Here is a 25,365-nt window from a genome sequence, read left to right on the forward strand (position 1 = left end):
ACGCGCCACACCCCCATAAACACCGGCAAAGTGCCTGCCGGTGTCACCGCGCACTCACCCGTCCGTCATGCGCCGGGACATTCGCTGGACGACTGTAAATTCCGCATGCCGTCGGCGCCGTGGCTCGAACACGGTCCCGCGTCGGGTGTCGGCCCGCGGCGCGTCGGCGGAGCGGCGCCCCCACGACCGGGGGGACGGCAGCGACCGGGCCGGCGACCGGCGGCACAGCCTGCCGGACCGCCACCAACGGCAAAGCCACGCGGACCACGGCCTACGGCAGAGCCCGGCGCACCGCAACCGACGGCGCAGCCTTCCGGACCGTCACCGGTGGAAGGACGTCGTGAACCGTGCGTATCGCCTTGCCGGGCGCCGCCGCCTCGTGCTGCCGTCGGCCGTGATCGGCGCGGACCGGCGCGATCCGGGGCTCGTTCACCTCCCCGGGCTTCCCCGGCCCTGTCTCTGCCGAAAGGCCGAGCCCTCGGCCGTCGTCCTTCGGCTCGCCCCGCGAGGTGTCCGCATACGGTGCCCCGCCGGCATCCCCGTTCGCGTGTCCCCGGTCCCGGTCACCGGGCGCGCCCGCACCGTCCGTTCCCGCAGCCCCGTCCGGAGCACCGGGACCGTCCGGACCGCCGGCCGCACCCGGCGCGGCGTCGGGCCGCCGTAGCCCGCCCGCACCCGGCTCCACCTCCCAGCGTTGTTCCGGCGAACCGTCGCGCGGGGCCAGTCCGACACGGGCGGCGGGGTCGCCGGAGCGAGCAACGAGCGCGAGGCCCCCGGGCCTGCGGAGCAGGATCTCGCCCCGCACGGTGAGGTCGTACGCCACCTCTCCGGCGTGCACGACGCATCCGGCCAGCACCATGCTCTTCGTGCCGGGATCGGCGACCAGGCACAGCGCCGGGTCGACGGCGCTGCGCAGCAACCCGTCGTCCTGGTACGACCACTGCTGCGAGGCGGCGGACGAGCACGGCGCGAGCGCGACACCGGCACCCGCCTCCACGGCGTCCCCGCGCACGTCGAGGCAGCGGCCGGAGGCGAGGCCGCGCAGGCTGCCGTGGGCGATCTCGACGGTTTCGCCGACCGAGGCGGGCGAGGGCGAGGTGCCGGTGCGGGCGCCGGTGCCGCCCGGGCGCGTGGTGCGGCCGGCCGGGGCACCCCAGGTGGCACCGGGCGCCGGGACACCGTTGTCATCGGACCAGCTTCTGACCACGAGGACGGTGGCGAGCAGCGCGAGCGAGGCCAGCCCGACGCCGACGGCCAGGGCGGTGCGGCGCCGCCCGCCGGTGCCGGTGCGGTGCCTGCCTCCGGTCCCCGTCTCCCCCTGGCCGGGCGTCGGTGCGGGCGGCGTCTCCTCGGTGGCGTGGTACCCCGGGCGGGAGTCGAGATAGCGGCGGGCTCCCCAGCCGAGGACGGTCTCGGCCAGCAGCAGCCCGAGACCGTCGTCAATCAGCCCGAAGGTTTCGGCGGCGTGCCGGCAGTACGCACAGACCGTCAGATGCTGTCGTACGTCCGGCAGCAGGGCGCCGCCACGGCGCATCGGGACGTCGAGGAGCCGGTTGTAGAAGCGGCATTCGCGGGAGGGCGCGAGTTCCCGGTGGGCGCGGACGCAACCGGCGCGGAATTGCTCGCGGGCCTGCTCCAGGGCGGCTGTCGCGGTGGCGTGGTCGATCCCCAGCAGACCGGCGGGGATGTTTATCGGTTCGGCTTCGACCTCGGTGTGCCACAGAAGGCATTGTGAGGCGCCGGGAAGGACCTGGAATGCACGTTCGGCGAGGTGCCGCCTTTCCGGCGTTCCGGGCTTTGTCGCGCGCAGTCCGCGACCGCCGGCGGGTTTGCGCAATTCCGGCAGAGTCGCACAGGCCGCGTCGTCGTCCGCCCAGGCGCGGACGATGTCGCGGACGGCGACCAGGAGTTGCGGGCGCAGGGCGCCGCCGACCGCTCCGCCCGCCATACGGCCGAGGACCTCGTGGAAGGCGGCGGTCGCCACGAGGTTGGCCGTGGGACACGCAGAGGTCAGACAGACGACGGCGTAGTCGCGGGCGGCCCGCCAGTGGCGGGCCAGCAGCAGGGCGACGGCGTGATGGCGGGCGGGGTGCGGGCCGCCGAGCAGGGCGGCGAGATTGCGGTCGGACTCCCCGGTCGAACCGGGCAGCGGCGGGTACGGCGGGCGTGGGGGGTGAGGGGACTGCACGGAACCATGTCCTTTCCAGCCGCAGGACGACACCCGAAATGCCGTCCTGTCGGAAAGCAGTGCCGATTGGTGCATACCTAAAGGGCCGGCCTGGACGTTCGACGCCTGCCTTTGCCCTCCCGCGGGGAGGCTCACTTTCGCACACGCGGCTCACGGTAAACAAGAAGTTCGATTGACTCGGCATCAGAGTCGGGGAAATCCCCTGAAGTTACCGGCGGTATCACTTCCACGGCCGGTTCCGATGTTTCTCCGGGCGTGCTCTCATCCGCGTCCGCCGGCATGGCACCCCGCCGGGCCGCGGCGGCGAGATCCAGCCGACCGACGCCCTCCAGGACCTCGCGGCGGGCGGCACCGCGCACGGGGTCGTCTTCGACGGCCTGCGCTACGACACCGGCGACAAGGCCGGCCATCTGCGCACGGTGGTCCGGCCGGTCTGCGCCCGTCCGGACCTCGGCCCCGCATTCACCGGCCGGCTCAAGGAGTTCGTCGCGGGACGGGAGGACGCCGGAAGCGACTCCCGGAAGGACCGCCGGGCCGCCTGGGACGACGGGGCGAGGGGGCCCCGCGTGCGGGCCCCCTCGCCAAGTTCCGCGTCAGTCCTGCTGATTGGGGCGCAGCGTCCACAGGACGGTCATCTCGCCCGTCACGGCGCCGTCCGCGCGCCGGATCTCGATCGCCACCGGGAACTCGGGCCGCTGCCCGGCGTCCAGTTCGGCGACGACGTCGGCGGCCGGGCGGCCCAGTGTCGCGGTCGCGGTGACGGCGCCCATCGCCAGTTTCTTGTAGGCGATGTCGGCCCGCACGGCGAGCGGCACCGCACGGGAGAGCTGGTCCCCGAAGGCGGCCAGCACGATGGCCCCGCTGGCCGACTCCCCGAGCGTGAACATCGCACCGGCGTGCGGGCCGCCCACGTGGTTGTGGTACGCGCCCTGGTCCGGCAGGGACACCACGGCCTTGTCCGCGGTGGTCTCCAGGAACTCCAGGTTCAGGGTCCGGGCCATGGGTACGGTGGCGGCGAGCATCTCGCCGATCGACATCTGGTCTGCGCTCATGCCGTTATGTTACTCACGAGTAGGGCTTCGCTACGACCCTGGCGAGGGCCAGTGACCGAATCGTGTCCGGAGCGGCACTAGGGTTACTGGCCATGTGGCCAGATCAGCAGCCGCCAGGGGGCGCGCCGAACCCGCAGCACAATCCGCAGCCGAACCCGTACCAGCAGCCGGGGTACCAGCAGCCGAACCCGTACCAGCAGCCCGGGTACCAGCAGTATCCGCAGGCCGGGCAGTACGGTCAGCAGCCGCAGTGGGGGCAGCAGCAGCCGCCCACCACACCTCTCCCGCAGACCCCTCAGGGCGGCGGCCGTACGAAACTGATCGCGATCCTCGCGGCCACGGCGGTCGTGGTCGCCGCCGGGGTGACCGGCTATCTGGTCCTCGGCTCGAACGGCGGCAAGGACGACGAGGCCGGCGGCAAGGGCGGTCAGCACACGAGCAAGCCGGCCACGCAGCCCTCGGCCACCGCGTCCGCGACCGACGACCCGCGCGGCACCGAGACCGAGAAGCCCACCATCGCCGGGTGGCGGGTCGTGGTGAACTCCAAGTGGGGCGTCGCCTACGACGTTCCGGCGGACTGGCAGGTCGACAAACCGGGCGCCGCGATCATTTTCGACTTCCCGAAGGGCGAGGCCAACACGGGCATCACCATGTCGGGCCTCGCCGAGTACAAGCCCACCTGGTGCACGTCCGACGACGACAAGGACGGCCGCACCGAGGACACCCAGCTGGCGGCCGTGGGCGCCAAGGGGGCCAGCGGCGCCAAGAACACGGACGAGATCGCGATCAACACCCCGGCCTGGTGGGTCTACGGCGCCTACACGATGCCGGACAAGAAGAGCCTCTCGTGGGACAAGAAGGCCACCCCCTTCAAGACCGCTTCGGGCATCGAGGGCAGTTACGCGTGGGCCCAGTCGCACCACACCCCGCGCAAGGGCAAGTGCGTGACCGACGGCCAGGCACTCACGTTCGGCTTCAAGAACGCGGCCAGCGACTATGTGTCGTTCGACTTCTTCGGGGCCACGGGCGTGAAGGGCGAGATCTCCAGGGCGACCGTCCTGAAGATCCTCAGCACGGTCCGGCTGCACGGAACTCCGACGCACGAGTAGCCGCGGGTACGGCCGCGCCGGCAAGCGCGGCCGTACGGGCCGTCAGCGCGGTCACCCGTGTCACTTGGCGGCGGAGTTGACGGTGAGGACCGCGGCTTTGCTGGGCACACCGTGTGCGTCGAGCGCGAAGAGCATGTACGTGCCGGGGAGTGCCACACCGGAGTCGGCCGGGACGGTCAGTTCGTAGGTGCTGTTTCTGGCCTTACGGGGGGTCAGCGGTATACGGCGCTGGTCGTTGTCGACGGAGTGCGTCGAGGCCCCGGCCCGGATCAGGACGAACTTGTCGACGGGCACGTCGGTCGTCACCTTCAGCTTCTGCCCGTAGGCGACCTTGGCGGGCATGTCACCGACGAAGCGGGGCCGGGGCTTCTCGCTGCCGTCGGAGTTGAGGAGGGAGGGCGGGGTGAAGATCGCCCCGTCGGCGTGGTTGGTCTGGCAGTCGCCGCACAGGCCACCGCCTCCGGTGAACACGCGCCCGTCGGGCAGCAGGTTGGCGACGCTGTGGTAGTTGCGCGGGACGGCCATGGACGCCAGGGGTGTGAAGCGGCCGGTCGCGGGATCCCAGATCTCGGGGGTCAGAGCGGAGTGGCCGTCGCTGAAGGGCTTGGCGTAGGACTGCCCGCCGAAGACCGCGACCTTGCCGTCGGGCAGGACGACGCTGTTGCCGAAGGAGCGGGCGTAGGACATGTCGCCGGTACGGGCGCTGACGGGCTTGCCGTTGCTGCCGTTCGCGTCGACGGTATAGGCGCGGTTGGTGGCTGTCGCGTTCTCGTACGCCGTGGCGCCGCCCAGGGTCAGCAGCTTGCCCACGTCGTAGGCGACGGCGTCGCCGTTCATCGCGTCGACGCTGTCGGCCCGGGTGCCGGCCGGGGTGATGCTGCCGTCACCGTCGGTGGATATCCAGTTGAGCTGCTTGCTGGGGCCGAGCTGCAGGACGCGGCCCTTTGCCATGGCATACAGCCATGCGTGGTTGTCCGCCCGGTAGGGGCCCGCCGGGTCGGCGGTCAGGATGGGGGTGACCGGTACGCCGGGCAGCTTGCGCCAGGTGCCGGTGGCGGCCGACCAGACCTCACCGCCCTTGTCCGGGGCGTTGTCCTGCTGCCAGGAGCCGCCGATGACGAACGCGTCACCGTTGGGGAGCGTGGTCATGCCCTGGTAGCCGCGCGCGATGTTCATGTCGCCGGTGGAGGTCCACTTGTCGGTGGCGGAGTCGTAGATGCTGGCACGCTCCGCGTTGCTGCCGCCGGTCACCAGGACGCGGCCGTCGCCGAGGAGCGCCACGCCCGGACAGAACATGTCGTGCTTGGTGTTGTCCACGCGGCGCTGAGTGATCTTGCCGGTGGCCAGGTCCATGATGGCGGTCTGGGTGTAGCCGTTGCTTCCGCCGAAGCGGTCGGGGGCGTAGGCGGACCAGGCCAGGAGTTTGTTGTTGGGCAGTACCGCGGTGGCCACCGGCACCAGCGGGAAGCCGATGACGGAGCTCCACCGGCCGTGTACGGCGGGGTCGGCCGGGCCGCTCAGGCGCAGTTCGGCCGCCGAGGTCCACGGTCCGCGCCCACCGGCCTCGGTGATGGCGGTCAGCCGGACATAGCGGGCACTGACGGGTTCGCTGAACGTGGCGCCCTTGACGGTGTCGTCGTCCTGCCAGGTCCCGGTCGCCACCGGCTGCCCGAAAGCGGTGCCGTTCAGGCTGGTGGCGATCGAGTACTGGCCTATCCGGCCGTTGGGGCTGTCGTCCGCGCGCGGTTCGTAGCTGAGACCTGAGACGACCGCGGTGCGGTGCATGTCGATGGTGATGCTCTGCGGCAGCGGTGGGACGGTACCGGTCCACTGGGTGTGCCACAGCGTGCCGGAGTCGCCGTCCAGCACGTTGCCGGCACCGTCGTCGGCGTCCTGGGTCTCCTCACTGCCGGCGGTGGCGGTCCACCCGTCGCGCGGCAGATCGGCACCGGGTGCGGGGCCGCCGGGGTCCCCGAGCAGGTTGATCTCCGCCGCCGAGGCCCACGGTCCGCGTCCGCCGGCCTCGGAGGTGGCGGTCAGCCGCACATAGCGGGCGCCGGCGGGGGCGAAACGCAGCGTCTTGGTGGTCGCGTCGTCGGCCAGCGTTCCCGTGGCCACGGGCCCTTCCCAGGTGCTGCCGTCGCCGCTCAGGGAGAGGGCGTACTCGCCGATCCGGCCGTTGGGACTGCCGTCCTGACGGGGCTGATAGACCATGCCGGAAACGACCGCGGTGCGGTGCATGTCGATGGTGATGCTGTGCGGCCCCGCGGGCCCGTCATCGGACCACTTGGTGTGCCAGAGGGTGCCGGGGTCGCCGTCGAGTGCCATCTGGGCACGCTCGTCACTCGCCTGCGTCTCCTCACTGTCGGCGGTGGCGGTCCAGCCCTCTCGCGGCAGGGTGGGAGCGGGTGGCCGCATGGCCTCCTCGGGAACGACCTCGCCATGGACCTCCGGGGGCATCGGCATGACCCCGTCGGAGTGCGGATCCGTGTCACGTACGACTGCCGCGCGATGCGCGAGGGCGGATTCCGGTTGTATCAGCCCGGGGGCCGCTGCCGCACAGACCAGGAGAACGAGGCCGGTGGCCCGTGACATGCCCCTTCGCAGCCTGTCTGGCGCACCTGTCATGACGCCTCTCCGAACGGTGGGAAACGGGTCGCAAGACGCCGGCCTGCGGAGGAAGCAGCGTGTCCCGCCCCGTCGGTGTCCTCGGCGGGGCGGGACGCGGTCGAACTGCCGCGGGGGCCCCGTCAGATGCAGAGGAGGATGATGAGACCGTCGCACTCGTCGTCGCCGTAGTCGCCGCCACGAGGGGCTGCGGGGGCGTGGTGGGCGTGAGCCGGGACCGCCGTCGTGGCTGTGGCCTGCACGGCGGCGTGCGGGGTGGGGGGTGAGACCGCTGCGGCGTTCGCCGTGCCTGCCAGACAGGCGACGCCCAGGAGGGCGCTCACGGCACTCACCGCGCATATTCGCGGCATGCGGGAGAGGAGTCGGGGGTGCTTGGCGGGGTTCAGGTGTGCAGTGTTCATGGACTCACCATGCATGCCCTCAAGGCCGAACTCCCGCCGAGCGCAGCCGACCGGGGGAGCACCGTTTCGGTGACCGCGTCAGCCGATGTGGAACGCCCCGTCGGGCGGCTCGGGTGACGGCACGGCGTCGGCGTCCTCGACCGGCCGCGCAGAACCGGTGAACTCCCGTACGGCGGCGCCGTGTTCGACCCGGGCCGGGAAGACGTCCGCCGCGGTACGACGGGCCAGGGTGGCGGTGTCGAGGGGCCGGTGTGCGGCCACGAGCACCGCGTTCCCGAACCGCCGGCCGCGCAGCACGGCGGGCTCGGCGATCAAGGCCAGCTCCTCGAAGACGGCCGCGAAGGTGGCCAGTTGGGAGCGCAGGAACCCGAACGGCGCCGCGTCGGCGAGATTGGCCAGATAGACCCCGCCGGGCCGCAGCACCCGATCCGCCTCACGGGCGTAGGCGAGCGTGGTGAGGTGCGCCGGTACCCGGGACCCGCCGAACACGTCGGCGATCAGCACATCGGCATGATCGTTGGGGGTCGTCTCCAGCCAGGCCCGGGCATCGGCCGCGTGCAGCGCGATGCCCGAGCCCTCCGGCAGCGGCAGGTGCTCGGCGACCAGCTCCAGCAGCCCCCGGTCGGCCTCGACGACATCCTGCCGCGAGCCCGGCCGGGTGGCCGCCACATAGCGGGGCAGCGTGAGCGCGCCCCCGCCGAGATGCACCACGTCCAGCGCCCGCCCCGCCTCGGCCACGGTGTCCAGCACATGCCCGAGCCGCCGCGCGTACTCGAACTCCAGATACGCCGGCTCGTCGAGATCGACGTACGACTGCGGCGCCCCGTCCACGGTCAGCAACCAGGCCCGCGCGCGGTCGATGTCGGGCATCAGCTTGGCGGTGCCGTGATCGGTGGTCCGGGTGACGGGTATGGGTTCGCTCACGAACCCATTGTCACCGCTGCGAGAGGGCGCCGGGCGCTCCTACGGACCGACGGAGTCGACCGTGCCCGCACCCACCGTCCGGCCGCCCTCACGGATGGCGAACCCGAGTCCCGGCTCCAGCGGCACCTCCCGCCCCAGCTCGACGGTCATGGTCACCGTCTCCCCGGGCCGGGCGACCCCCGCCTCTCCGAGGTCGACGTCCCCGACCACATCCGCCGTACGGATGTAGAACTGCGGCCGGTACCCGCTCGCGACCGGCGTCGTACGGCCCCCCTCGCGCCCCGACAGCAGATACACCCGTGCGGAGAACCGCCGGGCCGGCACCACACTCCCCGGTGCCGCCACGACCTGCCCGCGTCGCACGGCGTCCCTGGGCACCCCTCGCAGCAACACCGCGACGTTGTCCCCGGCCTGCGCCTCCTGCATCGGCTTGCCGAAGGTCTCGATGCCGGTGACCACGGTCTCCAGCTCGGCGCCCAGCACGGACACCCGGTCCCCCAGGCGGAGCGTCCCCCGCTCCACCGCGCCCGTGACGACGGTGCCCCGTCCGGTGATGGTGAGCACGTTCTCCACCGGCAGCAGGAACGGCGCGTCCAGGTACCGCTCCGGCATCGGCACGTACGTGTCCACCGCGTCGAGCAGCGCCTCGACGGACGCCGTCCAGCGCGGGTCGCCCTCCAGCGCCCTGAGGCCCGAGACCCGTACGACGGGCAGGGAGTCACCGGGGTAGCCGTGGGCCGTGAGCAGGTCGCGGACCTCCAGTTCGACCAGGTCGATGAGTTCCTCGTCGTCCGTGCCGTCGGCCTTGTTGAGCGCGACGACGACGTGGTCGACGCCCACCTGCCGGGCGAGCAGCACGTGCTCTGCGGTCTGCGGCATGATCCCGTCGAGCGCGGAGACGACGAGGATCGCTCCGTCGAGCTGCGCGGCTCCGGTGACCATGTTCTTGACGTAGTCGGCGTGGCCGGGCATGTCGACGTGGGCGTAGTGCCGGGTGTCGGTCTCGTACTCGACGTGCGCGATGTTGATGGTGATGCCGCGGGCGGCCTCCTCCGGGGCCCGGTCGATGCGGTCGAACGAAACGTACTGGGTGCTGCTGTCGGGGCCGCGCTCGGCGAGGACCTTGGTGATGGCGGCGGTCAGGGTGGTCTTGCCGTGGTCGACGTGCCCCATGGTGCCGATGTTCAGGTGCGGCTTGGTGCGCACGTAGGCCGTTTTGGACATGGCTGTACCTCGAAGCCTCTGCTGGTCGTGAGGGAATGCGGGACCCCGGGGGACGGGCCGACCCTCCCCCTGCGGGGTCCGCCGGACGTTCCGGGGAGGGTCAGCTTCGGGCGCCGTCGACAGCGGCCGCGAGGATCGGGACGGCAGCCTTCGGCGCATCCGCGACGGCGGATGCTGCGAGGAGGAAGGCGTACCGGAACATGCCGTCGATCATCGTCGACGGCATGTCCGGCGTCGAATGGTTTTTGCCCCGCGGGACCGCGCACCGCGGCGCGGCGCCCCTCCCGGCGCGGGTTGCACCCCGTGCCGCGCGGGCGTTCCCTGGAAGTACCGGCGGTGAAGCGGGCACATGGGGTCACGGCACAGTCCGAGGGCCCGCGCCCCCGGGTGCTCCCCGCGCGTGCGTCCCCTCGGCCACGGCCCCTCCTCTCCGCCGTCGTCCAGCGCTCGACGCGGAGGTGACAGAGGTGAAAGCGGTCGTCTACGAAGAGCCCTTCAGTGTGGCGGTGAAGGACGTCCAGGACCCTCAGATCCAGCATCCCAACGATGTGCTCGTACGGGTCACCTCGACCGCCATATGCGGCTCGGACCTGCACATGTACGAGGGCCGCACGGCGGCCGAGTCGGGCATCGTCTTCGGACACGAGAACCTCGGCATCATCGAGGAGGTCGGCAGCGGCGTGACCTCCCTGTCCGAGGGTGATCGCGTCGTGATGCCCTTCAACGTCGCCTGCGGATTCTGCAAGAACTGTCTCGCCGGAAGGACCGGCTTCTGCCTGACGGTCAACCCGGGATTCGCCGGCGGGGCCTACGGCTATGTGGCGATGGGCCCGTTCATCGGCGGCCAGGCCGAGCTGCTGCGGGTGCCGTACGCAGACTTCAACTGCCTGAAGCTGCCGCCGGGCGAGGAGTTCGAGACGGATTTCGTACTGCTCGCCGACATCTTCCCGACCGGCTACCACGGTTGCGAGCTCGCCCAGGTCTCCCCCGGTGAGAGCGTGGCCGTCTACGGCGCCGGACCGGTGGGCCTGATGGCCGCCTACTCGGCGCTGCTGCGCGGTGCGGCGAAGGTCTTCTCGGTCGACCGGGTGCCCGAGCGGCTCGCCAAGGCGGAGGAGATCGGGGCCATCCCCATCGACTTCACCAAGGGCGACCCGGCGGAACAGATCAAGGAACAGACCGGAGGTGAGGGAACCGACAAGGGCGTCGACGCGGTCGGCTACCAGGCCCAGGCACACGACGCCAGCCACGAGGAACCCGCCATCGTCCTCAACGAGCTGGTGCAGACGGTACGGCCGACGGGCATGCTCGGCGTACCGGGTCTGTACGTGCCCTCGGACCCCGGCGGCCCCGACGAGCACGCCAAGCACGGCCAGCTGCTGGTCTCCATCGGCAAGATGTTCGAGAAGGGCCAGCAGATGGGCACCGGTCAGTGCAACGTCAAGCGGTACAACCGCCAGCTGCGCGACCTGATCATCGCCGGGCGCGCCAAGCCCAGTTTCGTGGTCTCCCACGAGCTGCCGCTGGACCAGGCGCCCCAGGCGTACGAGAAGTTCGACAAGCGGATCGAGGGCTACACCAAGGTGGTACTCCACCCGGGCCACGCGCTCGCCGCGTGAGGCATGAGCGGCGGGTCCGGGTGCCCGAGGCGCCCGGACCCGCTTCGCTGCGACGACTTCACGCCGATCACACACGCTCTTCGGTTAATGTCACCGGATGCTCGATGCCAACCGCTCTGGCACCGCCACGGCCTCTCCCCGGGTCGGCCCCACGGAGCTCGCCGTTCCCCTGCCGCCCCCGCTCCGCATCGGGTTCGCCGGGCGTTGCGCGCGGGCGCTGGGGCATCCGCATGCCCGGCTGTCGCTGCTGATCGCCCTGCTCGCCGGTGCCGCCGGGTGCGTGCTGGCCTTCGAGCCGCAGCGGCTGCTGACACACGGCTGGCCACCGCAGCTCGGCGGGGCAGCGGCGGCCGTGGTGTTCGCCGGGGCGTACGGGCTGTGCACCGTGGCGTTCGTACCGCGGCCCTTGCTCAACCTCGCGGCGGGCGCGCTGTTCGGCTCACAGCTGGGGACGTCCACGGCACTGGCGGGCACGGTGCTCGGGGCGGGTGCGGCGTTCGGGCTGGGCCGGGTGCTCGGGCAGGACGCGCTGCGCCCGCTGTTGCGGGGCCGCTGGCTGAAGGCGGCCGACGGACAGCTGAGCCGGCACGGGTTCCGGTCCATGCTGGTGGCCCGGCTGTTCCCGGGCGTGCCGTTCTGGGCGGCGAACTACTGCGCCGCCGTCTCCAGGATGCGCTGGTGGCCGTTTCTGCTGGCCACGGCCGTCGGTTCGGTCCCGAACACCGCCGCCTACGCGGTGGCCGGCGCCCGTGCCTCGGCACCGACGTCTCCCGCTTTCCTGATCGCGATGGCCTGTATCGCCGCACCGGCGCTGGCCGGCTCGGTGGTCGCCTGGCGCAAGCGGCATCATCTGCGCTCACGGTAGGCGCCCGAAGGGACGCCGGGCTGAGTGTGATATGCGGCTACCGCCGCGCGGGAGCGCCCAGCCACGACGCCGCGGTCGACCGCCGGCACAAAGCGGCACTACCCGCGAACGGCTTCCAGCACCATCGCGTTGGCCAGTCCGCCCGCCTCGCACATGGTCTGCAGGCCGAAGCGGGCGCCGCGCTCCCGCATCGCGTGGACCAGGGTGGTGGTCAGCCGGGTGCCGCTGGCGCCGAGCGGGTGGCCGAGGGCGATGGCACCGCCGTGCACATTGACCTTGGCCAGGTCGGCGCCGGTCTCCTGCTGCCAGGCCAGGACCACGCTGGAGAACGCCTCGTTCACCTCGAAGAGGTCGATGTCGTCCAGCCGCAGTCCGGCCCGGTGCAGCACCTTCTCGGTGGCGGGGATGACCCCGGTGAGCATCAGCAGCGGGTCGGAGCCGGTGACGGCGAAGCTGTGCAGGCGGGCGAGCGGGCGCAGGCCCAGGCGGGCGGCGGTGTCGCTGGAGGTGATCAGCACGGCGGAGGCACCGTCGTTGACGGGGCTGGCGTTGCCCGCGGTGACGTTCCACTCGATCTGCGGGAAGCGCTCGGCGAAGCCGGGGTCGTAGTAGGCGGGCCTGAGGCCGGCGAGGATCTCCGGGGTGCTGTCGGGCCGTACGCATTCGTCGCGGGCGACGCCGTCCAGCGGCGCCACCTCGGCGTCGAAGAGACCGGCCTGCCACGCGGCGGCGGCCTTGCGGTGCGAGGAGACCGCGAACTCGTCCATGCTCGCGCGTGTGAGGGACCACTTGGCGGCGATCAGCTCGGCGCTGATGCCCTGCGGGACCAGGCCCTCCGGGTAGCGCTCGGCGACGCCCGGGCCGAAGGGGTCCTTGTCGGCGGGCACGTTGGACCACATCGGCACCCGGCTCATCGACTCCGCACCACAGGCGATGACGAGGTCGTACGCGCCGGAGATCACGCCCTGCGCGGCGAAGTGCACGGCCTGCTGGGAGGAGCCGCACTGGCGATCCACCGTGGTCGCCGGGACCGTCTCGGGGAAGCCGGCGGCGAGGACGGCGTACCGGGTGGTGTTCATCGCCTGCTCGCCGACCTGGTCGACGGTGCCGCCGATGACGTCGTCGATCAGTGCCGGGTCGACACCGGAGCGCTCGACCAGGGTGCGCAGGGTGTGGGCGAGCAGCTGGACGGGGTGGACGTGGGCGAGGGAGCCGTTCGGCTTGCCCTTGCCGATGGGGGTGCGTACGGCTTCGACGATCACTGCGTCGCGCATGGCGGGGGGCCTCCTTGGCCGCCTGGCTGTCCGTGGCGAGCCGGTCGGCGGGCCACGGCAGCTACCAGTGAGTAGGAAATCCAAACTCACCATAGCTCGATGAGTTGGAAAATCAAACCCTCATCTAGACTGGCCCCCATGGCCGCCACGAAAGACCCGCGCCCCTGCTCCATCGCCGACGCCCTCGCGCTGGTCGGCGAGAAGTACTCCCTGCTCGTCCTGCGCGAGGTGTGCCTGGGCAACGGCCGCTTCGACCAGCTCGTGCGCAACATCGGCGCCCCCCGCGACATCCTGGCCGCCCGGCTGCGCCGGCTCGTGGACGCCGGGATCCTCACCAAACGCGTCTACAGCGAGCGCCCGCAGCGCTTCGAGTACCGGGCCACACCGGCGGGGCTGGAGCTGGAGCCGGTCCTGATGACGCTCAAGGAGTGGGGCGACCGCCATCTCCGCAAAGGCACCGACCTGCCCATGGCCGTCGAGCACATCTGCGGCAACGAACTGGTCCCGGTCGTCACCTGCCGCGCCTGCGGCGACGAGGTACGCCATGAGGACCTCACGGCCCACCCGCAGGCACCGGGGTGGACGCTCACCGGTCCCACGGCGGCGTAACGCTCCGCCGGGTGGAGCCGCTGCAGGCCGTCGATCGTCTGCAGCGCCGTTGCGGCCGGCCGTACTTGACCAGCCGATGGACCGTGCCCGGTGTGAACCAGGCGACCGTGCCGGGCGTGAGCGGGGTGACCTCTGGGCGTCAAGGACGGCCTGGTCTACGGCCTGTGCCAGGCTTGCGCGCTCATCCCCGGCGTCTCCCGCTCCGGCGCGACCATCAGCGGCGGCCTGTTCATGGGCTACAAGCGGGAGGCCGCGGCACGCTACTCCTTCCTGCTCGCCATCCCGGCCGTACTCGCCTCGGGCGCCTTCGAGGTGAAGGACTCGGTGAGCGAGGGTCAGGTGGGCTGGGCCCGACCCTGTTCGCGACGGTCGTCGCGTTCGCCTCGGGATACGCGGTGATCGCATGGTTCATGAAGTGGATCTCCCACAAGAGCTTCATGCCGTTCGTCTGGTACCGCGTGGCCCTCGGGATCGTCATCATCGCCCTGGTCTCGGCGGGCGTGCTGAGCCCGCACGCGGCGGAGTCGGCGGGCTGAGCGGCAGGTGCCGCTGTTTCGGACATCTCCCGGCCCCGGGACGAACTCGACCCGTCCGCCCGCCTGGCCGGGCACTTCACCGCCACTGCGCCTTCTTCCATGCGGCACCCCGGCGAGGCATATGCCCGGTGGTCTGGAGCGACTCGTCGCGCGGCACCGGGCGGCGGTGACCAACCCCATACCTTCCCCGTAGCCGGGCGGTAGCGCAGTGTCAGTGCTTGCCCCTAGGCTGTCCGCATGTCCCCCGATTCCCTGCCCTCTGGTTCCGTGCGCCCTGCCGCCGAGGTGAACGAGCAGATCCGGGCGCTGTGGCTGCGTGCGGGCGGCACCCTGTCGGCCCAGGAACGCGCGGAGTACGAGCTGTTGGTGGTCGAGTGGGCCGAGGCGATCCGCGGCGAGATCATCGAGGCGGCCTGACGCGCGCCGCGCGCCGGTCCCCCGGGGCCTACGCCCGCAGATGGGCGAGCGCCTCGTCCGTGATCGGATACGGCCGCTCCAGGGGCAACGGCCCGCTCGCCCGGCCCGGTTCACCGGCCCGCACCAGTCCGTGGACCTCGGCGGCCAGCGGGGTCACGTCCTGCTGCCCACGATCCACTCGTCGGCGTACCGTGCCGCCGCCTCCCTCGCGAGGGCGAGCTGCAACGGCCGGCGGGGCAACGGATGGTGCTGCAGATCGCGCTCGTAGGTCCCCCTGCACGCGGGCCGGCGACTGCCGCAACTGCCGCTTCCAGGGCGCCTGGCCCTCGCCCCAGCCGCAGCGGTCACAGCCGATAGCCTTCCCACGTGCATTCGTATGAGGAACTCAGTGCGGCAGAGCGCGAGTTGTGGGACGCCTACCCCACTGGTCGTCCGGTGGACCTCCGCACGGGTGAACCGGAGGACGACCCGGAAGGCGGGAACGGCTGGGGTCCCGACCGGACGATCCGTGCCACGGTCGTCGCCGCTCTGCTGCGTGGTGCACATCCTGGGCAACCGGGTACGGCGCCGGCGTTGCGCCTCATGGGCGCGCGCATCAGTGGAGCTCTTGATCTGGACAACACCGAGATCGGGCATGGGCTGTGGTTCGAGGAGTGCTGGTTCGAGCACGGCGTGAGTTTCCACGGGGCCTCGACCCGTTCGATCTCGCTGAAGGGCAGCCGTGTCCCCGGAATCGACTTGACGACGGCCCGCGTCGAGGGCCGTTTGTCACTGAGAAACACGGTCGTGCACGGCGCGTTGTCACTCCTGAACACTCGGGTATCCGGTGAGTTGATTCTCAGTGGAGCGACCCTCGACCAGCCTGACGACTGGGCGATGTTCGCCGGCGGCCTTGTCGTGGAAGGGGCACTCTTCTGCCGACGAGCCACTGTGTACGGGGGAATGCGGCTCCTCGGTGCGCGGTTGCCCGGTGGCCTCCACATGGAGCGAGCGCGGATTCACCGTCCTGGCGGCGTCGCACTCATCGCTGACAATGCCACGTTGACGACGCTGGCGTTGTCGGAGGGATTCACGGTCCATGGGGCGATAAGCCTGCGGGGCACGCACATATCGGACCAGCTCACCCTTGACGGTGCCGTCCTCGACTCCGCCGGCAGCACGCTGGACTGCACGCAGATGCGCGCGGGAGTCTTTGTATACACCCCGGCCGAGGCACCGTCCGGCCTGATCGACCTGCGCGGAGCCCAGGTTCTGACCATCCGCGACCGACCGGATGCCTGGCCGGGGACTGTGCGGCTGCAAGGGCTCACCTACGACGCCCTGATCCAAGAGGATGGCGCCCGGCCGAGCTCCGTCAAGGACAGAGTGGCCTGGATACACCGGGATCCCGGTTACGCCTCGCAGCCGTACGAGCAACTGGCGAGCTGGTATCGACGAATCGGCCATGACGACGACGCTCGACGCGTGCTGCTTGCCAGGCAACGGCACCGCAGGAGGACCCTGAGCCGGCCGGCACGCATATGGGGCCACCTGCTGGACGCCACCGTCGGATACGGGTACCGGCCCTGGCTCGCCGGCGTATGGCTTGCGGCGCTGGCCGTGTTCGGGACCGTGGCCTTCAGCGCGGGCACACCGCTACCCACTCAACAAGGTCGGACACCCCCGTTTCACGCCCTCGTCTACACCCTTGACCTCTTGGTCCCGGTCGGGGGGCTCGGCCAGCGCGGCGCCTGGTACTGGACAGGGGCGACAGCGTGGCTGGCCTACGCCTTCATCGCAGCCGGATGGCTGTTGACAACGGCTGTCCTCGCCGGAGTGTCGCGAACGTTGAACAAGAACTGATCACGTGTCCGAGGCCGTGGAGGGGCTGGACGCATCCATGCGTCCAGCAGCGTGATCAGCGGACCGTTGTCGGGCTGGGCCTCCGGATGCCGCGCCGTCATCAGGTCGGCCAGGGCATGCGCGTAGTACCTGATGGCGGCCGTTGTGCCACGCCTGGTGCAAGACCGCCCTTGCCCCATCCGGCTTCGTGGCGTGAGGGAGGTGCCCCATGACCCGGGGGGACCTCAGCGGAGATGTCGCGGCGCAGGTCTCTCAGCACCAGACGGAGGGTGCAGCGGTGCGGGTCACCGCTGCGGTTGGATGCGAATTCCGGCGCACGTATCAGTCACGATCGCGATCGACAGCTTGGCATTCACAGCTCCCTGCCGACCAGTCCGATGGGTCCGGCCCACGAGACCGCCGGCGAGTGGTTCGAGGCGTGGGCAGCGTTCACTTGATCGTGGCGTTCAACCGAACGCGCAGAGCTCCTCACGTCAAGCCCCACGCGCCACCCCGCAGCGGGCGTCACGGGCGCGCGCAAACGGCCTGAGCCCAGTTGGTCAGGCTTGGGCGCCGGTACTGCCGCCGTGGCCGGCCCCGCGAGTCCAGAGGGACAGATCGCTGCTCGTCGCCACGGCGAGGGTCTGCCCGGAGGGGGAGAACCCAGCGGCGCGGAGCTCGGAGTAGTGGGAGTGGAAGATGTGCCACCACCCCTCCCCGTAGGGACCGGAGTGCGGCAATCCGCCGTCGCGGGAGAGCAGGACACGCTCGTTCGGCCAGGCCGGGGCAACGACCTCCAGCTTCCAACCGTCTCCGCTGGTGGTGTGAAGTCCTCCTCCGAAGAGCCCGGCGATGCGCACCCTGCTCCCGGCGATCGGTCCCAGCCCAGGACACAACAGAGCGGGATCCGCGTCGCGGCTGCCGTCCTCGGGGTCAGGGTCACGATCCCGCGCGATCTTCTCTCCCGTGATGGCGTCGAAGAGACCGTGACCGTCGTTGGAGACCACCATCACCAAGTCCTGACCGGTGCCGGGGTGCGAGGCGAAACCGATCCCCAGGAGCCCGCCGACCGGGGCGTACGCGATGCGCTGCCAGGGCTCGGGCGCCGGTACTACCGGGGCCGCGAGGACCCGTTGCCTCATCGCCTGCTGGTACGGGGAAAGCTCCGGCCCAAGACCTGGCTGCTCGACCGCAGGTTCGTTCTTCGTCCACTTCGACACGCAGCCATGATCCATACTTCGGCGCCTTCACCCAACCGAGTTGATGTTTTACCGACGTTGTCCCGCCACGTGCGCCCGCTGCTTGAAGGTTCTCAGGCGTCCGCAGGTACGCCACGGGCATCGCTGGATAGAGTCGTCCCATGACAACTGGTTGTGGGGACAACCAGCGTGCCTTGGGGAGGGCCTGCACCACATGAGTCGTCGCTCTAATGGCTTGGTCGGCGTCTGGGCTGAGATGCAGAGGCAGCAGCAGCGCCAGATGGAGGCCGATGCCCGACGACAAAGACAAGAAGCGCAACACGCGCGTGCCCTTCAGCGACAGGCTGCCCAGAGTCACCGCGAGTACAGGCAGGCAGAGGCACTACGCCGTACTGAGGAACTGGACGCACAGGTCGCGGCGCTGCAAGGCCTCCTCGCCATGGGGTGTCGGGCTCCGGCGTTCAGGGCTTCCTCTCTCATGCGCTCCGAGGAGATCGAGCCCTTCTCTCCGGGACCGTTGGCGCAGCCCGTTGCCATGCCTGACTTCGCTCGATACCAGACGCAGGGAGGGTGGACCGCCGGTCGCCGAGCTCAGGCACAGGCGGAGGCTCGGGCACGCTTCGAACACGACTGGCACACGGCCCAGGCAGCAGAGGCCCAGCGGCAGCAACAGTTGACGGCGTACCAGCGGGAGTACGAGCAGTGGGCCGATGTCCAGCTGGCCGATGTGCGGCGGCACAACGTCGGCGTGGCCGAGCTGACCGAGGGAGTAAGGCGCCGCGACCCCGACTTCGTGGTCGCATACTTCTCCGCTGCGCTGTACGCCTCGACTGCATGGCCGGAGGGTTTCCCGCGTCGGGTGGCGGCGGCTTACGACGCGGCAGCCGGACAGTTGGTGCTGGACTGGGAGCTGCCCGCCTACGCTGTCGTCCCTGAAGTCAAGTCCGTGCGGTACATGCCCAGCGTGGATCAGGACAAGGAGACGGCCCGGCCAGTCGGTCAGCGTCGGGCCCTGTACCGGGAGGTTCTCGCGCAGTGCATGCTGCTCGTGCTGCACGAACTCTTCGCCGCCGATGAGCTGGGCGCGCTCGAGTCGGTGACCTTGAACGGGTTCGTGGATGGGCATGACCCCACGACGGGCCGGCCGGGCCACATGTACCTGGCAACCGTCATGGCTCCCCGCTCGACCTTCCTCGACCTCCACTTGGCGCAGGTGGACGCCTGCAGTTGTCTGGCTGATGCGCTGCGCGGGCAGCTGTCGGCTCGTCCCGACCAGCTCACGCCTGTACGGCCGAGTCGACGACCCCAGGAGGTCGGGAACCGCGTTGCCACCCACGGCAGCGATGAGGAGCCCGACCTGTACGCCATGGATCCGATCGCCTTCGAGAATCTCGTTGCCGATCTCTTCCGGGCGATGGGGATGCAGGCGGTCACGACCCAGCGCTCGAACGACGGCGGGGTCGACGTCGACGCACTGGATCCGACACCGATCCGAGGCGGCAAGATCATCGTCCAGGTGAAGCGCTACCGCAACACGGTGCCGCCCACCGCTGTGCGTGACCTGTACGGGACCGTTCAGGGCACCGGCGCCAATAAAGGTGTCCTCGTGACGACGTCGAAGTTCGGTCCTGGGTCGCACACCTTCGCCAACGGCAAGCCCCTCGAGCTGATCTCGGGAACCGAACTCGTCGACCTGCTGCATCGTCATGGGCTACGAGGGCGCCTGGGCGAGGGTGCCCGTCGCGCCGGAACGCAGCCCACGCCAACGGTTCCGGAAACTCGCCTGCCCGACGACTACAACGTTCTGGGCATGTCCTGGACCGGAAGCGTCGCCCTGGACGTGTGCGCTCTCGTCTGCCGTGGCAACCGCGTCCTCAGCGACGATCACTTCGTCTTCTTCAACAACCCGCAGACACCGGACGGCTCTGTCCGCACTGTCCCCGCCTCCGCGCCCGACAAGGCCGCGATCTGCGTCTCCTTCGACGGATTGCCGGGAGAGGCTGACCGATTCGTACTGGTGGCCGCCATCGATCCGGAGGCCAACCCGAACGCCGATCTCTCGGGCTTCACGGACGCCTGCATCCGCCTGCTCAACCCGTCGCTGGCCGAGTTGGGACGACTGGGGGTCTCCGACGGGCGGCCGCAAGAAACCGCCTTGGTGCTCGGCTCCTTCCGCCGAAGGTCGAACGGGGACTGGGACTTCGTCCTGGGTGGCAAGGGCTACACGGGCGGCCTGGAGGAACTCGTTCGAGATTTCGGCATCGACGTGGAGTAGATCAAGCCCCGAGCCATAAGACACCCAGTGTCTCGTGATCCTGTACGTGCCGTAACAGGAGCACGAAACACTGGTGGTTCTCCGTACGTATTCAGAAGCGGAATGGGTCTGAACACTCGGAGACACTCAGGGTGCCCTGAGTCAAGGCTGAAACCGAGACCCGCTAGAAGGCATTGACGCTGTCAATGAGGAGACTCTTGTTCGCCTCGTTGACATAGACCTCGATGCGAATCGTCTTACTTGCCGTCGGGTTGGGAAAATCGAGAGTGGACGTGACAAGAGTCCACTCGTTCCCTGCGACGAACGCAGCCGACATGGGCCGGTCAGGATCGGTGTCGAGTTGCCATATGGCAAGCGCCCCCGAGACGGGACCGTCGAGACCGGCGCGGACCCAGGCAAACGCCGAGATGCTCGTCAGCCCCTGAGGCGTGATCACATCCTGCCCGATGGAGCCGCTCGCAACCGAGGACCGCAGTGTCAGGAAGACGTTTCCAGACTTGGCGCTGACCCCTTGCACAGGATCGAAGCCGAGGGTAGTGGCGTTCGCGAAATTAATGCGCGCCCAATGATCTTCCTTACCCTCAAAGCTCGGGTTTATCAAAAAAGACACTTCCACCTCCTCCATTCGCGTATCGAGTGGGAAACGTATCGCGGTTCACATGCCCTGGCAAGACCACAAAGAGCGTATTCGAGATTGCCACGGCCCTCGCAAACAACTTTTCTCCGATTCACCACCCAATATCTCTTGACCCTGTTCGTGTCACTCATGGCCCAGCAGGACAAGTATTGGTCGTCGACGATCTGCAACCACTCTTCGTGATCGCGGATGGACGTTCATGGCAACAGGTTCGGGGCTCGGGCCCACCAGGCACCACCGAATGTCCCCGCACCACAGCTTGTCCGGCGCGCCTCTTGGCTGCGCGCCCGCCATGCCCAACACTGTGCCGATGACGCAGCGCGCGGAGCTCGCGACCGTGATGGACCGGCTGGCCGTGGACGAGCTGATCACCGCGTACGCGGTGGCGGTGGACGACGGCGACTGGACGGCGTACCGAGGGCTGTTCACGGCGGACGGGCGGGCCGACTACCGTTCGGCCGGCGGCATCGAGGGCGGTGCGGGTCAGGTCGCCGGATGGCTCGCCGAGAGCATGGCACTGTTCGCCATGCGCCAGCATCTGATCGTCAACCGCCAGGTGCGGTTCGGCGTCCTGGACCACGACACGGGCGACACGGCCGCAGTACGGGCCGACTACGTGAACCCGATGCGGTTCAGGGCCGACGGCAGCCCCGACCTGGTGTGCGGCGGCCGCTACGCCTTCGCACTGCTCCGCACAGCAGAGGGCTGGCGGCTGCGCGAGGTGATCGTCCAGGAAAGGTGGCGGCGCCTCCAGGCCGAGGGCACGGCGACCCCCTAGGGGGTGTCGTTTGGATCATCCCGGCGTCGACACCCCCTAGCCGACCACGGCCCGCACACGCCCGACGACCGCCCGAACCGAGCTGAGCAACGCACCGCTTCACCGCCCCGGAAAGGATCGCGCACACTGGAGTAAGCGCTGGGTAGGGAGGGTCACATGAGGACGATCAACCACTGGCTGACCTCCCCCTGGCGTCGTTCCTGCGCCGCCGCCCTCGCAGGTGCCCTGCCCGTGCTCGCGTTCCCCGCGCCGTCACTGTGGTGGTTCGCGTACGTCGCCCTGGTCCCCTGGATCCTGCTGGCCCGCTCGGCCCCGACCGGCCGGCGGGCGGCGTACGACGGCTGGAGCGGCGGCTTCGGCTACCTGCTGGCCGTGCACCACTGGCTGCTGCCGAGCCTGCACGTGTTCATCTTCCTGATCGCCGCCCTGCTGGGCGCGCTGTGGGCGCCCTGGGGCCTGCTGGTGCGCCGTTTCCTCGGCGGGCGGCCCGCGCCGGGCCGGGGCGCCGCCGCGCTGCTGGTGCTGCCGTCCGCCTGGCTGATGGTGGAGCTGCTGCGGTCCTGGCAGGGGCTCGGCGGGCCGTGGGGCATGCTCGGCGCCAGCCAGTGGCAGGTGTCGCCCGCGCTGCGGCTGGCCTCCGTGGGCGGTGTGTGGCTGCTCAGCTTCCTGATCGTGGCCGTGAACGTGGCGGCGGCCGTGCTGATGTCGGTGCGGGAGTCCCGGGTGCCGGCCGTGGCCTCGCTGGTCGCCACCGCCGCCGCGGCCTCGGTGGCGTGGGCGTGGGCGCCGCGCCCGCAGACCGACGGTCAGGTCCGGATCGCCGTCGTGCAGCCGGGAGTCGTCGACGGGCAGGACAGCGGCGACCGGCGTTTCGACCGGGAGGAACAGCTGACCAGGCAGCTCACCGGGCAGGGCGTCGACCTGGTGGTGTGGGGCGAGTCCAGCGTGGGATTCGACCTGGACGACCGTCCCGACCTGGCCCGGCGGATCGCCGCGCTGTCCCGTCGGACCGGCGCCGATGTGCTGGTGAACGTGGACGCGCGCCGCTCCGACCGGCCCGGCATCTACAAGAGTTCAGTGCTGGTCGGCCCGGACGGCCCGACCGGCGAGCGGTACGACAAGATGCGGCTCGTCCCCTTCGGCGAGTACATACCCGCCCGCTCGCTGCTCGGCTGGGCCACCTCGGTCGGCAAGGCGGCCGGCGAGGACCGCAGGCGCGGCACCGAGCAGGTCGTGATGAACGTCGGGCACGGGCTGCGGATCGGCCCACTGGTCTGCTTCGAGACCGCGTTCCCCGACATGAGCCGGCATCTCGCGCAGGACGGCGCCGACGTCCTGCTCGGCCAGTCCGCCACCTCCACCTTCCAGGGCAGCTGGGCACCGGAGCAGCATGCCTCGCTGGCCGCGCTGCGGGCCGCCGAGACCGGCCGACCGATGGTGCACGCGACCCTCACCGGCGTCTCGGCGGTGTACGGGCCGGGCGGGCAGCGGCTCGGGCCGTGGCTCGGCACGGACGCGAGCGCCGTGCACGTGTACGACGTACCGCTCGCGCACGGTGTCACGCCGTACGTCCGCTACGGTGACTGGCCCGGGTACGGCGCGCTGCTGGTGCTGGCCGTGCTGTGCGCCGCGGAGGGGGTGCGGACGGTCAGGCTGCGGCGAAGCGGTCCTGAACCGCTCGTACCACCCGCTCGCACAGCTCATGGGTCGCCAGCGCGTCCCGGGCGCTGAGCAGCTTGCCGGCGCGCACGGCGTCGAGGAAGACGAGGACCGCCTGTTCGATGCCGCGCTGCCGGGCCACCGGCACCCAGTCACCGCGGCGGCGTACGGTCGGCTGGCCCTTGTGGTCGATCACCTCGGCGAGGTTGAGCACCTGCCGTTTGGTGTCCTGCCCGGAGACCTCCAGGATCTCCTCCGTGGAACCGCTGAGCCGGTTCATCACGCCGAGCGCGGTGAAGCCGGCGCCGCCGAGCTGGAGCACCACATGGTGCAGCAGCCCGTTCTGGACGCGGGCGTGCACGGTGACGTCGTCCACCGGGCCGGGCACCAGGAAGCGCAGGGTGTCGACGACGTGGATGAAGTCGTCCAGGATCATCGAGCGCGGTTCCTCGGGCAGCCCGATGCGGTTCTTCTGCAGGAGGATCAGCTCGCGCGGGTGCTCCAGGCACTGGGTGTACCCGGGCGCGTACCGGCGGTTGAAGCCGACGAAGAGGGACACCCCGCGCTGCTCGGCGAGCGCCACCAGCCGCTCGGATTCGGCGAGTTCGTAGGCGAGCGGCTTGTCCACGTATGTCGGTACGCCCGCCTGGAGCAGCCGGGTGACGATCTCGGGGTGGACCGCGGTCGGCGCGTGTACGAAGGCCGCGTCGAGGCCGGCGGCGAGCAGGGAGTCGAGCGTGGTGTGCCGCCGGTCGGCCGGCAGGTGCAGGGTGTCCGCGACCCGGTCCAGGGTGGCGGGCGTCCGCGTCTGCAGGTGCAGTTCGATCCCCGGCTGGGTGCCCAGCACCGGCAGATACGCCTTCTGTGCGATGTCCCCCAGTCCGATGCAGCCGACCTTCACGTGCTCTCCCCTACCGCTTGTCTGCCTCCCCGGCAGCATACGGGGGCCGCCAGTCGGCGATGCCGTCGAAGCCGCGCAGGAAGAGCGCGGGACCGGCCTTCGACAGGGCCGCGATCACGGTGTCGCGTACGGCGACGGCGACGGGGTGGCCGGCCATGTTCACGCGGGCGACCTTGACGGCCTGGCGGGCGATGGCGGTGGTGCGCGGGAGGCGGGCGGCGGTGTAGGCGGCGAGGTCGCCGGAGTGGTGGCCGAGCACCACGGCGTCCTCGATGGCCTGGTTGCCGCCCTGGCCGAGGGTCGGCGGCATGGCGTGGGCGGCGTCACCGAGCAGGGCGACCCTGCCGGAGTGGTAGGCGGGCAGGGGCGTGGCGAGGTGGTGGACGTCGTGCCGGAGCACGTCCTCGGGGCGTGCGGCGGCGAGGACGGCGGGGATGGGCTCGTGCCAGTCGCCGAAGAGGCGCTGCAGCTCGGCCTTCTCGTCGTCCGGGGCCCGCCCGCCGGCCGGGGTCATGGCCGCCGCGTAGGCGTAGACCCGGCCGTCCTTGACCGGGTGGGTGCCCCAGATGCGGCCGCGGCCCCAGGTCTCGTGCGAGGCGAACGCGACGCCGGGCACCGGGATCAGCACCCGCCAGGTGGTGAACCCGGCGTACACCGGGCCGGGGTGTGCCGGGAACAGGGCGCTGCGCGCCCGGGAGTCGATGCCGTCCGCGGCGGCGACGAGCTCGGCCTCGAATTCGTCGCCGCCCGTGGTGACCCGCGCGGGCCGCCGGCTGTCGCCGGGGTCGGCGAGAGTGGCGGCCGCCCCGGTCCGGACGGCATCGGGCGGGAGCAGGGCGGCGAGGCGGTCGACCAGGGTGGCGCGGGGCAGGAGCACCAGCGGGCCGCCGAAGCGTGCGGCAGCGGCTTCGGCGTTGGACCGGGACAGCCAGCGCCCGCCCGGGGTGCGCAGGCCGCCGTCACCCTGCCAGGCGGCGAGGTCACGGATCTCTCCTCCGATGCCGAGCACGTCCAGGGCACGCAGGGCGTTCGGGGCGAGGGAGAGGGCCGCGCCGACCGGTTCAAGGGTGCGGACGCGCTCCAGCACAGTCACGTCCCAGCCCCTGCGATGCAGGGTCGCCGCCGCGGCCAGCCCCCCGATACCACCGCCGATGACGATCGCGCGTCCCGACTGAGCCATGGTTCCTCCCGATCCCGAGGGACTACATCTGTAGTGAGGACGACTCTACTACAGGCGTAGTGAGGTCGA

General features: G+C 70.7%; 22 protein-coding genes and 3 pseudogenes. 11 read left to right on the forward strand and 14 right to left on the reverse strand.

Annotated features, from left to right (window positions below; all coding sequences use genetic code 11):
* Nucleotides 1-271: 271 nt before the first annotated feature.
* Nucleotides 272-2,188 (reverse strand): RICIN domain-containing protein, encoded by a 1,917-nt coding sequence (locus ACIGXP_RS03240; protein WP_399763346.1) that lies wholly within the window; start codon nt 2,186-2,188, stop codon nt 272-274.
* 284 nt (nt 2,189-2,472) lie between these two features.
* Between ACIGXP_RS03240 and ACIGXP_RS03245 the strand changes: the two are divergent.
* Nucleotides 2,473-2,727, forward strand: a pseudogene (locus ACIGXP_RS03245) (UTP--glucose-1-phosphate uridylyltransferase); the annotation flags it as partial.
* A gap of 54 nt (nt 2,728-2,781) precedes the next feature.
* Here the strand turns inward: ACIGXP_RS03245 and ACIGXP_RS03250 are convergent.
* Complete coding sequence (locus tag ACIGXP_RS03250; RefSeq protein ID WP_363217244.1) at nt 2,782-3,240, reverse strand: DUF4442 domain-containing protein; 459 nt, start codon at nt 3,238-3,240, stop codon at nt 2,782-2,784.
* A 92-nt stretch (nt 3,241-3,332) separates the two neighbouring features.
* Between ACIGXP_RS03250 and ACIGXP_RS03255 the strand changes: the two genes are divergently transcribed.
* A complete protein-coding gene (locus ACIGXP_RS03255) occupies nt 3,333-4,349 on the forward strand; it encodes a hypothetical protein (protein WP_399763350.1) in 1,017 nt (338 codons plus the stop codon).
* Nucleotides 4,350-4,409: 60 nt separating this feature from the next.
* Here the strand turns inward: ACIGXP_RS03255 and ACIGXP_RS03260 are convergent, their stop codons facing one another.
* The 5 genes from ACIGXP_RS03260 to ACIGXP_RS03280 form a co-directional block, all read right to left on the reverse strand.
* On the reverse strand, nt 4,410-6,815 hold the full coding sequence (locus ACIGXP_RS03260; protein ID WP_399763353.1) for a discoidin domain-containing protein: 2,406 nt from the start codon (nt 6,813-6,815) through the stop codon (nt 4,410-4,412).
* A gap of 284 nt (nt 6,816-7,099) precedes the next feature.
* Nucleotides 7,100-7,300, reverse strand: coding sequence for a hypothetical protein (locus tag ACIGXP_RS03265; RefSeq protein WP_399763355.1), 201 nt, complete (start codon nt 7,298-7,300; stop codon nt 7,100-7,102).
* Nucleotides 7,301-7,456: 156 nt separating this feature from the next.
* Nucleotides 7,457-8,302: a spermidine synthase gene (locus tag ACIGXP_RS03270; protein WP_399763358.1), complete on the reverse strand. Its 846-nt coding sequence runs from the start codon at nt 8,300-8,302 to the stop codon at nt 7,457-7,459.
* A gap of 39 nt (nt 8,303-8,341) precedes the next feature.
* Nucleotides 8,342-9,526: an elongation factor Tu gene (gene tuf / locus ACIGXP_RS03275; RefSeq protein ID WP_363217239.1), complete on the reverse strand. Its 1,185-nt coding sequence runs from the start codon at nt 9,524-9,526 to the stop codon at nt 8,342-8,344.
* Nucleotides 9,527-9,626: 100 nt separating this feature from the next.
* Nucleotides 9,627-9,752 (reverse strand): hypothetical protein, encoded by a 126-nt coding sequence (locus ACIGXP_RS03280; RefSeq protein ID WP_363217252.1) that lies wholly within the window; start codon nt 9,750-9,752, stop codon nt 9,627-9,629.
* A gap of 241 nt (nt 9,753-9,993) precedes the next feature.
* Here ACIGXP_RS03280 and ACIGXP_RS03285 point away from each other — a divergent pair, with 241 nt between their 5' ends.
* Both ACIGXP_RS03285 and ACIGXP_RS03290 read left to right on the forward strand, forming a co-directional pair.
* Nucleotides 9,994-11,145 (forward strand): glutathione-independent formaldehyde dehydrogenase, encoded by a 1,152-nt coding sequence (locus ACIGXP_RS03285; RefSeq protein ID WP_363217237.1) that lies wholly within the window; start codon nt 9,994-9,996, stop codon nt 11,143-11,145.
* Nucleotides 11,146-11,242: 97 nt separating this feature from the next.
* A complete protein-coding gene (locus ACIGXP_RS03290) occupies nt 11,243-12,010 on the forward strand; it encodes a TVP38/TMEM64 family protein (RefSeq protein WP_399763362.1) in 768 nt (255 codons plus the stop codon).
* A 98-nt stretch (nt 12,011-12,108) separates the two neighbouring features.
* Here the strand turns inward: ACIGXP_RS03290 and ACIGXP_RS03295 are convergent, their stop codons facing one another.
* Nucleotides 12,109-13,284: a thiolase family protein gene (locus ACIGXP_RS03295; protein ID WP_399763365.1), complete on the reverse strand. Its 1,176-nt coding sequence runs from the start codon at nt 13,282-13,284 to the stop codon at nt 12,109-12,111.
* A gap of 138 nt (nt 13,285-13,422) precedes the next feature.
* Here ACIGXP_RS03295 and ACIGXP_RS03300 point away from each other — a divergent pair, with 138 nt between their 5' ends.
* Nucleotides 13,423-13,893: a helix-turn-helix domain-containing protein gene (locus ACIGXP_RS03300; RefSeq protein ID WP_363217234.1), complete on the forward strand. Its 471-nt coding sequence runs from the start codon at nt 13,423-13,425 to the stop codon at nt 13,891-13,893.
* Nucleotides 13,894-13,960: 67 nt separating this feature from the next.
* Here ACIGXP_RS03300 and ACIGXP_RS03305 read toward each other — a convergent pair.
* A pseudogene (locus ACIGXP_RS03305) lies at nt 13,961-14,026 on the reverse strand (cupin); the annotation flags it as partial.
* Here ACIGXP_RS03305 and ACIGXP_RS03310 point away from each other — a divergent pair.
* Both ACIGXP_RS03310 and ACIGXP_RS03315 read left to right on the forward strand, forming a co-directional pair.
* A pseudogene (locus tag ACIGXP_RS03310) lies at nt 14,026-14,429 on the forward strand (undecaprenyl-diphosphate phosphatase); the annotation flags it as partial. The pseudogenes ACIGXP_RS03305 and ACIGXP_RS03310 sit on opposite strands and share 1 nt — an antisense overlap.
* A 237-nt stretch (nt 14,430-14,666) precedes the next feature.
* Nucleotides 14,667-14,846 (forward strand): hypothetical protein, encoded by a 180-nt coding sequence (locus ACIGXP_RS03315; protein ID WP_363217233.1) that lies wholly within the window; start codon nt 14,667-14,669, stop codon nt 14,844-14,846.
* Between the two features lie 28 nt (nt 14,847-14,874).
* On the opposite strand, the gene ACIGXP_RS03320 is transcribed toward ACIGXP_RS03315, so the two are convergent.
* The gene (locus tag ACIGXP_RS03320; RefSeq protein ID WP_399763369.1) at nt 14,875-15,024 is read right to left on the reverse strand and encodes a hypothetical protein; all 150 of its coding nucleotides are present in this window, start codon (nt 15,022-15,024) and stop codon (nt 14,875-14,877) included.
* Between the two features lie 188 nt (nt 15,025-15,212).
* On the opposite strand from ACIGXP_RS03320, the gene ACIGXP_RS03325 reads away from it, so the two are divergent.
* Nucleotides 15,213-16,688 (forward strand): oxidoreductase, encoded by a 1,476-nt coding sequence (locus ACIGXP_RS03325; RefSeq protein WP_399763372.1) that lies wholly within the window; start codon nt 15,213-15,215, stop codon nt 16,686-16,688.
* 539 nt (nt 16,689-17,227) lie between these two features.
* Here the strand turns inward: ACIGXP_RS03325 and ACIGXP_RS03330 are convergent.
* Complete coding sequence (locus tag ACIGXP_RS03330) at nt 17,228-17,809, reverse strand: hypothetical protein (RefSeq protein ID WP_399763374.1); 582 nt, start codon at nt 17,807-17,809, stop codon at nt 17,228-17,230.
* A 271-nt stretch (nt 17,810-18,080) separates the two neighbouring features.
* On the opposite strand from ACIGXP_RS03330, the gene ACIGXP_RS03335 reads away from it, so the two are divergent.
* On the forward strand, nt 18,081-20,141 hold the full coding sequence (locus tag ACIGXP_RS03335) for a restriction endonuclease (RefSeq protein ID WP_399763376.1): 2,061 nt from the start codon (nt 18,081-18,083) through the stop codon (nt 20,139-20,141).
* Nucleotides 20,142-20,304: 163 nt separating this feature from the next.
* Here the strand turns inward: ACIGXP_RS03335 and ACIGXP_RS03340 are convergent, their stop codons facing one another.
* Nucleotides 20,305-20,766: a hypothetical protein gene (locus ACIGXP_RS03340; RefSeq protein WP_399763378.1), complete on the reverse strand. Its 462-nt coding sequence runs from the start codon at nt 20,764-20,766 to the stop codon at nt 20,305-20,307.
* Nucleotides 20,767-21,088: 322 nt separating this feature from the next.
* Here ACIGXP_RS03340 and ACIGXP_RS03345 point away from each other — a divergent pair, with 322 nt between their 5' ends.
* Entirely contained in the window at nt 21,089-21,556 is a 468-nt protein-coding gene (locus ACIGXP_RS03345) for a nuclear transport factor 2 family protein (protein ID WP_363217229.1), read from the forward strand.
* A 156-nt stretch (nt 21,557-21,712) separates the two neighbouring features.
* Nucleotides 21,713-23,287, forward strand: coding sequence for an apolipoprotein N-acyltransferase (gene lnt, locus ACIGXP_RS03350; RefSeq protein ID WP_363217228.1), 1,575 nt, complete (start codon nt 21,713-21,715; stop codon nt 23,285-23,287).
* On the opposite strand, the gene ACIGXP_RS03355 is transcribed toward lnt, so the two are convergent.
* Nucleotides 23,205-24,116, reverse strand: a complete 912-nt coding sequence (locus ACIGXP_RS03355) for a Gfo/Idh/MocA family oxidoreductase (protein WP_363217227.1) — start codon at nt 24,114-24,116, stop codon at nt 23,205-23,207. The genes lnt and ACIGXP_RS03355 overlap by 83 nt on opposite strands.
* A 10-nt stretch (nt 24,117-24,126) precedes the next feature.
* Nucleotides 24,127-25,296 (reverse strand): FAD-dependent monooxygenase, encoded by a 1,170-nt coding sequence (locus ACIGXP_RS03360; RefSeq protein ID WP_399763384.1) that lies wholly within the window; start codon nt 25,294-25,296, stop codon nt 24,127-24,129.
* Between the last annotated feature and the right edge of the window lie 69 nt (nt 25,297-25,365).

The sequence above is a fragment of the Streptomyces sp. NPDC053069 genome (genome assembly GCF_044546895.1).
GTDB lineage: Bacteria > Actinomycetota > Actinomycetes > Streptomycetales > Streptomycetaceae > Streptomyces.

Bases quoted from the DNA above. Each gene is read 5' to 3' on its own strand.
- ACIGXP_RS03250 (WP_363217244.1), bottom strand. From the start codon at position 3,240: ATGAGCGCAGACCAGATGTCGATCGGCGAGATGCTCGCCGCCACCGTA.
- ACIGXP_RS03255 (WP_399763350.1), top strand. From the start codon at position 3,333: ATGTGGCCAGATCAGCAGCCGCCAGGGGGCGCGCCGAACCCGCAGCAC.
- ACIGXP_RS03260 (WP_399763353.1), bottom strand. From the start codon at position 6,815: ATGCCGATGCCCCCGGAGGTCCATGGCGAGGTCGTTCCCGAGGAGGCC.
- tuf (WP_363217239.1), bottom strand. From the start codon at position 9,526: ATGTCCAAAACGGCCTACGTGCGCACCAAGCCGCACCTGAACATCGGC.
- ACIGXP_RS03280 (WP_363217252.1), bottom strand. From the start codon at position 9,752: ATGCCGTCGACGATGATCGACGGCATGTTCCGGTACGCCTTCCTCCTC.
- ACIGXP_RS03290 (WP_399763362.1), top strand. From the start codon at position 11,243: ATGCTCGATGCCAACCGCTCTGGCACCGCCACGGCCTCTCCCCGGGTC.
- ACIGXP_RS03295 (WP_399763365.1), bottom strand. From the start codon at position 13,284: ATGCGCGACGCAGTGATCGTCGAAGCCGTACGCACCCCCATCGGCAAG.
- ACIGXP_RS03300 (WP_363217234.1), top strand. From the start codon at position 13,423: ATGGCCGCCACGAAAGACCCGCGCCCCTGCTCCATCGCCGACGCCCTC.
- ACIGXP_RS03315 (WP_363217233.1), top strand. From the start codon at position 14,667: ATGTCCCCCGATTCCCTGCCCTCTGGTTCCGTGCGCCCTGCCGCCGAG.
- ACIGXP_RS03330 (WP_399763374.1), bottom strand. From the start codon at position 17,809: ATGAGGCAACGGGTCCTCGCGGCCCCGGTAGTACCGGCGCCCGAGCCC.
- ACIGXP_RS03335 (WP_399763376.1), top strand. From the start codon at position 18,081: ATGAGTCGTCGCTCTAATGGCTTGGTCGGCGTCTGGGCTGAGATGCAG.
- ACIGXP_RS03340 (WP_399763378.1), bottom strand. From the start codon at position 20,766: ATGGAGGAGGTGGAAGTGTCTTTTTTGATAAACCCGAGCTTTGAGGGT.
- ACIGXP_RS03345 (WP_363217229.1), top strand. From the start codon at position 21,089: ATGACGCAGCGCGCGGAGCTCGCGACCGTGATGGACCGGCTGGCCGTG.
- lnt (WP_363217228.1), top strand. From the start codon at position 21,713: ATGAGGACGATCAACCACTGGCTGACCTCCCCCTGGCGTCGTTCCTGC.
- ACIGXP_RS03360 (WP_399763384.1), bottom strand. From the start codon at position 25,296: ATGGCTCAGTCGGGACGCGCGATCGTCATCGGCGGTGGTATCGGGGGG.